General features: G+C 71.4%; 6 protein-coding genes. All 6 read left to right on the top strand.

The genetic code is table 11. From position 1 onward, the window contains the following. The first annotated feature begins 214 nt into the window (after positions 1–214). The 6 genes from ABT367_RS30935 (at position 215) to ABT367_RS30960 (ending at position 7,983) form a co-directional block, all read left to right on the top strand. Positions 215–2,434, top strand: a complete 2,220-nt coding sequence (locus ABT367_RS30935) for an MMPL family transporter (RefSeq protein WP_352256573.1) — start codon at positions 215–217, stop codon at positions 2,432–2,434. Between the two features lie 35 nt (positions 2,435–2,469). Beyond that, positions 2,470–3,054 carry a hypothetical protein gene (locus ABT367_RS30940; protein WP_352256574.1) on the top strand — a complete coding sequence of 195 codons (585 nt, stop codon included), beginning with the start codon at positions 2,470–2,472 and terminating at the stop codon, positions 3,052–3,054. Positions 3,055–3,281: 227 nt separating this feature from the next. Beyond that, positions 3,282–3,458: a hypothetical protein gene (locus ABT367_RS30945; RefSeq protein ID WP_352256575.1), complete on the top strand. Its 177-nt coding sequence runs from the start codon at positions 3,282–3,284 to the stop codon at positions 3,456–3,458. 18 nt (positions 3,459–3,476) lie between these two features. Further along, entirely contained in the window at positions 3,477–6,722 is a 3,246-nt protein-coding gene (locus tag ABT367_RS30950) for a helix-turn-helix transcriptional regulator (protein WP_434975577.1), read from the top strand. 161 nt (positions 6,723–6,883) lie between these two features. Beyond that, the gene (locus tag ABT367_RS30955) at positions 6,884–7,057 is read left to right on the top strand and encodes a DUF6191 domain-containing protein (RefSeq protein WP_352256576.1); all 174 of its coding nucleotides are present in this window, start codon (positions 6,884–6,886) and stop codon (positions 7,055–7,057) included. Between the two features lie 98 nt (positions 7,058–7,155). After that, positions 7,156–7,983: a PhzF family phenazine biosynthesis protein gene (locus ABT367_RS30960; RefSeq protein WP_352256577.1), complete on the top strand. Its 828-nt coding sequence runs from the start codon at positions 7,156–7,158 to the stop codon at positions 7,981–7,983. Positions 7,984–8,102 lie beyond the last annotated feature (119 nt).

Genomic DNA, 8,102 nt, shown 5'->3' on the forward strand with positions numbered 1-8,102 from the left:
CGTGCCGGCGGTGCCCAGGACCACGTCCCGAGCTGTCCGGGACCAAGGGCGGGAAGGCCCCGGCACCCCTGTGACGATGGACACGAAACGGACAATGGATCTTTTTCGGGTGCAAGAGTGAGCGAGTAAAGGGCCCGTTGGGTCCTTGTAGGGCACGAGTTCCGCATGGGCTGTTCCCGTACGCAGATCCTCAAAAGCACCAGGGAGCAGCTCCGTGGCAGCACTCGCACGGTGGTGTGTCACGCACCGACTGGCCGCCGTACTGCTCTGGCTCGCCACCTTGGTCGGCGTGGGCGCGGCCGCCGCCGTGGCGGGCACGGCCTACTCCAACGACTACGACGTGCCCGGTACCGAGTCCGGCCGCGCCGCCGCCCTGCTCGAAGAGGGCTTCTCGCACCTGGGCGGCGACACCGACACCATCGTCTGGCACACGGACGACGGCACGGTGAACGCGGCCGACGTCCAGCAGACGATGACCAAGACCCTGGACAAGGTCGCCGAACTCCCTGGCATCTCCTCGGTCGTGAGCCCGTACCACGCCGCAGGCGCCGGTCAGATCAGCAAGGACGCGCACACCGCGTACGCCGTCGTGACCTTCGACCAGGCCGCGGCCGACGTCGACAAGGCCGATGCCGAAGCCCTCGTCCGTACCGCCGAGGCCGCCGCGTCCGACGGGCTTCAGGTCGAACTCGGCGGCAGCGCGATCGGCCTCACCGAGGCGAAGGGCGGGCACACCGCCGAGATCGTCGGTGTGGTCGTGGCGGCCGTGGTGCTCTTCCTCGCCTTCGGCTCGCTCGCCGCATCCCTGCTGCCGATCGCGACCGCGCTGGTCAGCGTCGGCACCGCGTACGCGGGCATCGCGCTGCTCGGCCATGTGATGACCGTCGCCGACTTCGCGCCCATGCTGGGGCTGCTCGTCGGGCTCGGCGTCGGCATCGACTACGCGCTGTTCATCGTGACCCGCCACCGCCGCGGCCTGAAGCGCGGCCTTTCCGTGGACGAGGCCGCGCGCACCGCCGTCGCCACCACGGGGCGCGCGGTGGTGTTCGCCGGCGCGACGGTGTGCATAGCCCTGCTCGGCATGCTGATCCTGCGCCTCGACTTCCTCAACGGCGTCGCGATCGCGGCCTCCCTGACCGTGGTCCTCACGGTCGCGGCCTCCGTGACGCTGCTGCCCGCGCTCCTGTCGTACATCGGTATGCGCGCCCTGAGCCGGCGCGAGCGCGCCCATCTCGCCGAGCACGGGCCCGCGCCCGAACTGCCCACCGGGTTCGCGGCCCGCTGGTCGGCCTTCGTCGAGCGGCGGCCCAAGCTGCTCGGCGCTATCGCCCTTGTCCTCATGGCCGCGCTCGCCCTGCCCACGCTCTCGCTCCGGCTCGGCACCTCCGACCAGGGCAACAACGCGCAGTCGTCGACGACCCGGCAGGCGTACGACCTGCTTGCCGAAGGCTTCGGGCCCGGAGTCAACGGTCCGCTGACGCTCGTCGCCGATGTGCACGGAGCCGAGGACAAGCTCGCGCTCGACCGCCTGGCCGGGACGCTCGACGGCACGAAGGGCGTCGCGGCCGTCTCCCCGGTCACGTACGACGAAAGCGGCGAGATCGCGCTGCTCACCGTCACGCCGAGCTCCGCGCCGCAGTCCGCGGCCACCAGCGAACTCGTCGACGAGCTGCGCACCGAGATCCTGCCGAAGGCGGAGCGGGGCACCTCGCTCGAGGCGTACGTGGGCGGGATCACCGCGAGTTACGACGACTTCGCGGAGGTCATCGTCGCGAAGCTGCCCCTGTTCGTGGGGGTGGTGATCGGGCTCGGGTGCGTGCTCCTTCTGCTCGCGTTCCGTTCGATCGGGATACCGCTCAAGGCGGCCGCCATGAACGTCGCCGCCGTGGCCTCGGCCTTCGGTGTGGTGGTCGCGATCTTCCAGTGGGGCTGGGGGAGCGAGCTGCTCGGGCTCGGGCGCGCGGGCCCGATCGAGCCCTTCCTGCCGGTGATCATGGTGTCGGTGCTCTTCGGGCTCTCCATGGACTACCAGGTCTTCCTGGTCAGCAGGATGTACGAGGAGTGGCTGGAGACCGGCGACAACCGGCGCGCGGTCCGGGTGGGCCTCGCGGAGACCAGCCGGGTGATCAACTCGGCCGCGGTGATCATGATTTCGGTCTTCCTGGCGTTCGTGCTCAGCGGGGACCGGGTGATCGCGATGTTCGGCATCGCACTGGCCGCGGCGGTCGCGCTCGACGCCTTCGTCCTGCGCACGCTGCTCGTCCCCGCGCTGATGCACATGCTGGGCGGGGCGAACTGGTGGCTCCCGAAGTGGCTCGACCGGATCCTGCCGCGCATCAGCATCGAGCCGCCGGAGTGCCGGGGTGTGGTGGTACCGGGGCAGCGTGTGGAAGGCGCGGGTGTCTCTCAGCCGGAGCTGAGCGGGGAGCGTTAAGGAAGCTCTCAGACGCGGCACCTAGCGTCTGGTTCATGAGCACTGAGATCGAGAAGCCGGAAGCCAAGACGCCGGACGCCGAGACGCCGGACGCGGTGACGAAGGACGCCGTGACGAAGGACGAGGTGGTCGTGGAGGACGCCGAGGGCGTCGACGAGGACCTTGAGGCGGCGGACGACGAAGCCGATGACCTCGACGAGGCGGCCCCGGCGGACAAGTCCGCCACCGGTGTGGGCCAGGGCGCCGCGGCCGTCGTCTCCGCGGGGCTCGGCATCGTCGCGCTCACCGGAAGCTGGGTCGGCACCATCGCCTCCGCGCGCTCCTCCCTGGTCGGACAGCTGGAGACCTCGAGCACCGCGAGCGTCGCCCAGCAGGTCGAGGCGGTGTACGGGGACTCCTGGCACGCCACCGCTCTGGTGGGCGGTGCTTTCGCGCTGCTCGCCCTGCTTGTCGGCGCCTTTGTCCTCGCGCGGCCCGCGTTCGGCGCGCCGGGCCGGGTGGTGCAGGCGCCGTGGATCAAGTCCGTCGCGTGGGCGGGCGTGGCGCTCGGCGTCCTGGGTCTGCTGCTCGCCGTGGCCAAGTACCTGGACCTCTTCATGGGCCTGCCGTCCACCTCCTAGGCAGCCGCAGAGCAGGCCTCTTAGCCGTCTAAGCCCCCTGGATCCCCTTGGATCCAGGGGGCTTAGGGCTGTCTAAGGCGGCTGAGTCGGGGGCCTAAGGCATACGGGCCCCGCAGATGCGGCGTTCTCCCGATGTGGCGGACCCCTCTGGGACGGGAGAGTTAAGACATCGCAGAGAGCGAGAGGCCGGAAACCGAAACCGGCCGCCGACTCCCAAGGGGAACAAGATGTTCGAGTACGAGATGCAGCAGCTGCGCCAGGCCGACCTCGTCCGCGAGGCCGCTCAGGAGCACCGGGCCAACGAGGCCCGCAAGGCCCGCCGCTTCGGCCGGAATGCCGAGTACGACGCCGATGGGCGGGTGAGTCACAGCCCCCGGAGGTTCCGATTCGTACGCGCCGCGTGAGACGCGAAGGACACGCGGATGAACAGGACAGCAGACACCGGCCCCGTCGCCGGCCCGCAGCACGGGGCCGGAGACGGGGCCGCGGTGTCGGACCGTACGGACTGGGCCGCGGCTTCGGTTCGTACGGACAGGACCGCGGCTGTGAGCCGTACGAGGACCGCATCACCGCAGGTGACCGGGGTCATGACCGCGGAGGGTGCCGCGCTGTCGGACCCGCGTGCGATGCTCGGCGCTGTGGAGACCAGGTCCGTCAGTCCGGTGTTCGTCGGCCGCGCAGGTGAATTGACCGTTTTGAACGAAGCGCTCGTCCGCGCCACCGCGGGCGAGCCGCAGGCGCTGCTGCTCGGCGGCGAGGCCGGGGTGGGCAAGACCCGGCTGCTCGAGGAGTTCTGTGCGGCCGCCGTGAAGGACGGTGCCGTCGTGGCGCTGGGCGGCTGCGTCGAAATCGGTGCCGAAGGACTGCCGTTCGCCCCGTTCTCCAGCGCTTTGCGCTCGCTGCTGCGTCAGCTGCCGGACGAGCTGGCCACCGCGGCGGCGGGCCAGGAGGAGCAACTGGCCCGGCTCCTCCCCGAGTTGTCCGATCCGGGACGCGGCGTCCCGGTCCGTGGACAGCAGGGCGAGGAGGAGAGCATGGCCCGCCTCTTCGAACTCACCGTCCGCCTTCTCGAGCGGGTGGCCGCCGAGCGGCCCGTCGTGCTGGTCCTCGAAGACCTGCACTGGGCGGACGCCTCCACGCGCCATCTGCTCACCTATCTCTTCCGTACGCTGCGCAGCGGCCGCCTTGTCGTCATCGCCTCGTACCGCTCCGACGACATTCACCGCCGCCATCCGCTGCGCCCGCTCCTCGCCGAACTCGACCGGCTGCGCACCCTGCGGCGGATCGAGCTCTCCCGGTTCACCCGCGGCGAAGTGCGCCGCCAGCTCGCCGGCATCCTTGCCGCGCAGCCCGAAGAGCTCCTGGTGGAGCGGATATTCGACCGCACCGACGGCAATGCCTTCTTCGTCGAGGAACTCGCCTGTTCCGAGGACGACTGCGACCACGCCCTGCCCGAGACGCTGCGCGATGTCCTCCTCGTACGCGTGGAGGCGCTGCCCGAGCACGCCCAGCGGGTCGTCCGGGTGGTCGCCGAGGGAGGCTCCACGGTCGAGTACGACCTCCTTGCCGCCGTCGCCGGCCTCGGCGAGGACGCGCTGATCGAGGCCCTGCGCGCGGCCGTCGGCGCCAACATCCTGCTCGCCGCGCCCGACGGCGACGGTTACCGCTTCCGGCACTCCCTGGTGCGCGAGGCGATCAGCGACGATCTGCTGCCCGGCGAGCGCTCCCGCCTCAACCGCCGTTATGCGGAAGCCCTCGAGGCCGATCCGGCCCTGATCCGCGCCGACGAGCACGCCCCGCGCCTGGCCAGCTACTGGTACTGCGCGAAGGACCCGGCCAAGGCGCTTCCGGCGACGTTGAGCGCCGCCGTCATGGCGCGCCGCCGCTTCGCCTTCTCCGAGCAACTTCGGCTGCTCGAGCGGGCGATGGAGCTCTGGGAACTGGTCGGCGACGAGGTCCGCTCGACGCTGCGGCCCGCCGACTTCACGGAGGCGTACCCACCCTGTGGCTGCGACCCCGAGACCAAGCCGCTGCAGTACCTGGACCTGATGGCGGAGGCGGCGGTCGCCGGCCGCTTCTGCGGAGAGCGCGAGCGCGCCCTGAAGATCACCAAGCGTGCGCTGCGGCTTCTCGACGAGGACCCCGATCCGCTCCGTGAGGCCTGGTTCTGGAACCAGAAGGGCTGGCTGATGTCCACCCTGGGGCGCGGCGACGGCTGGCCGGAGATCGCCCGCGCCGAGGAGCTCCTGCGCGGCGTCGAACCGTCCGCGGTGCACGCCGAGATCCTCACGCAGCGCGCGACCTGGGGCGCGCTGCACTCCCCGGGTCCCGAGACCTTCGTCGCGGCCGAACGGGCCGTGGAGTACGCGCGGATGGTCGGCGCCGAGGACATCGAGAGCAACGCCCAACTCACCCTCGGCGGACTGCTCGTGGACTCCGGCCAGGTCGAGGAAGGGCTCGACCTGATGCGAGCCGTCCACAAGCGCGTCGCCGACGGCCGGCTCACCAAGGACCTCGCCCGGGTGCACACCAATCTGCCGTCCGCGCTCGAAGGCGTCGGCCGTTCGGCCGAGGCGATCGAGTACGGCCGTGAGGGCGTCGAGTTCTGCCGCCGCTACGGCCTCGTCGACGCCGAGGGCTGGGTGTGGGCCAACCTCGCCGAATCCCTGATCAGTTACGGCAAGTGGAGCGAGGCGGTCGAGGCGGTCGCCCAGGTGGCCACCTCCTCCTCCAGTGCGAGGCAGCCACGCACCTCGGCCGGCGAGCGGCTGGCCCGGCTCGCGCTGTACCGCGGTGAGTGGGACGCCGCGGCCGGCCATCTCGCACAGGCCCGAGCCCTCTACGGTCAGCACGACCCTCAGCCCCAGTACACCCTTCCCCTCGTACGCCTCTCCCTGGGCGTCGCGGCCGGAGAGGGCCGCCTCACCGATCTGCGGGCCGAGCTGGCGCAGACCCTGGAGCAGGGGCTTCCGCCGGGCACACAGCGTTATGCCTGGCCGCTGCTGCTGACCGCGGCGACCGCCGAGGCGGATGCCCGGGGCCTGCCCGCCGCCGAGCCCGGCCGGGCCGAGGCGATCGAGCTCATCCGCCGCGCGGCGAAGACCGTGGCGACGCCTGTGCCGGTGTGGCAGGCGTACGAGCGGTGGGTGCGGGCCGAGCTGCTGCGCGCCGAGGACCGGGCGACGCCCGAGGACTGGGCGGAGGTGGCCGAACCGTTCGCGTCGGTCGAGCGCCCGTACGGCCTGGCCCGCGTCCGGTACCGCTACGCGGAGGCGCTTCTTTCCTCGGGCACCGACGAGGCGGCCCGGGCCCGTGCCACGGATCTGCTGCTCTCGGCCCGGGAGGTGGCGGAGTCCCTGGGTGCGAAACCTCTCGCCGAGGACATAGCCCTGCTCGCCCAGCGGGCCCGACTCACGCTGACCGGCAACCAGCCGGACCCAGGCCCGGGCCCGGGCCCGGACAACCCCCTGGAAACCCTTGGCCTGACCAGCCGTGAACGCGATGTCCTCGCCCTGGTCGCCGTGGGCCGCACCAACCGCCAGATCGCCGAGTCCCTCTTCATCTCCCCGAAGACGGCCAGCGTCCATGTCTCCAATATTCTGGCGAAGCTGGGCGTATCGAGCCGGGGGGAGGCGGCGGCGCTGGCGCACCGGCTGCGGCTGTTCTGACCGCCGGCCCCGGGGTACCCGGAAGACCCAGCCCGTAGGCCCCGGCCTGGAGGCAACCGGAGCCCGGGACGTGACGGCGCACCGTGCAACGGAGGGCCCGCGAGGAATTTCGGGGCCTCGCCCTTCGTTGGCCGGGGAGAGCCCACCCGCGGAGGTGCAGGATGTTCAACCTGATCGAGGAGCTCTTCAACCCCGGCCGCAAGCACACGGACGAGGAACGCAACCGCCTGGCCCTCACCAAGGTGGACATCAACGACGGCGACCCCGGCAAGGGCGAGATCGATCTCAGCTCGGGCAAGGTCGTCATCCGCGTCCCGTCCCAGGCGAAGGAGTAACAGGCCGCTGCCAACGGGCACCTCGTGGACGGAAAGCAAGTCCACCTCTGTTGAATTGGCCTGCGCGGGGCCTTGATTGGCATCGCTACGGTCGCTGCATGCGTATCCATGTCGTCGACGCCTTCACCGACCGCCCCTTCGCCGGAAACCCCGCGGGTGTATGTCTGCTCGAGGACCGGGACTGGCCCGCGGATGCCTGGATGCAGCAGGTGGCCGCGGAGATGAACCACTCGGAGACCGCCTTTGCGCGGCGGCTTCCCGCCGGAGACGGCGCCGACTGGGAGATCCGCTGGTTCGCCCCGCTCGTCGAGACCAACCTCTGCGGCCATGCCACGCTGGCCACCGCGCACACGCTGCGGCAGGAACGGGGGACCGTCGGCGAGGTCCGCTTTCGCAGCCGGTTCAGCGGCATCCTCACGGCGCACATCCGCAAGGACGGCAGCATCACGCTGGACTTCCCGGCAGCACCCGGCACCGAAGCACCCGTGCCGGGGGGTCTCGCGGAGGCTCTGGGGGTGAAGGCGGAAGCCGCATTCCGTACCGGCGCGCTCGGCGACCTCCTGACCGTTCTCCCCGACGAGGCCGCCGTACGGGGCGTGACCCCCGATCTCGACGCCATGGCCCAGGTGACCCGCCGCGAGGGCCTGCGGGGCGTGATCATCACCGCCCCGGCGCCCGCTCCCGGTCTGGCGTACGACTTCGTCTCCCGCTTCTTCTCACCGGCCGAGGGCATCCTCGAGGATCCGGTCACGGGCAGCGCCCACACCGCACTGGCGCCCTACTGGTCGGCGCGGCTCGGCCGCGACGAGCTGACCGGCCTACAGGCCTCCGCGCGCACGGGATTCGTCAAGACCGCCATGCACGGCGACCGCGTCCACCTCACCGGCCACGCGGTCACAATCCTGAACGGCACGCTCCACACCTGACGCGCCACGTGCCCGCACCGACCGACCAGTCGCGCTCCACGCACCGCGCCCCGACTCGCGCGCCGGGACCCGCACCGCCCGACCGACCAGCCGCGCCCCAACGCGCCGCGCCCCGATTC

This window comes from Streptomyces mesophilus, assembly GCF_040300965.1.
In the GTDB taxonomy this organism is placed as follows: domain Bacteria; phylum Actinomycetota; class Actinomycetes; order Streptomycetales; family Streptomycetaceae; genus Streptomyces; species Streptomyces mesophilus_A.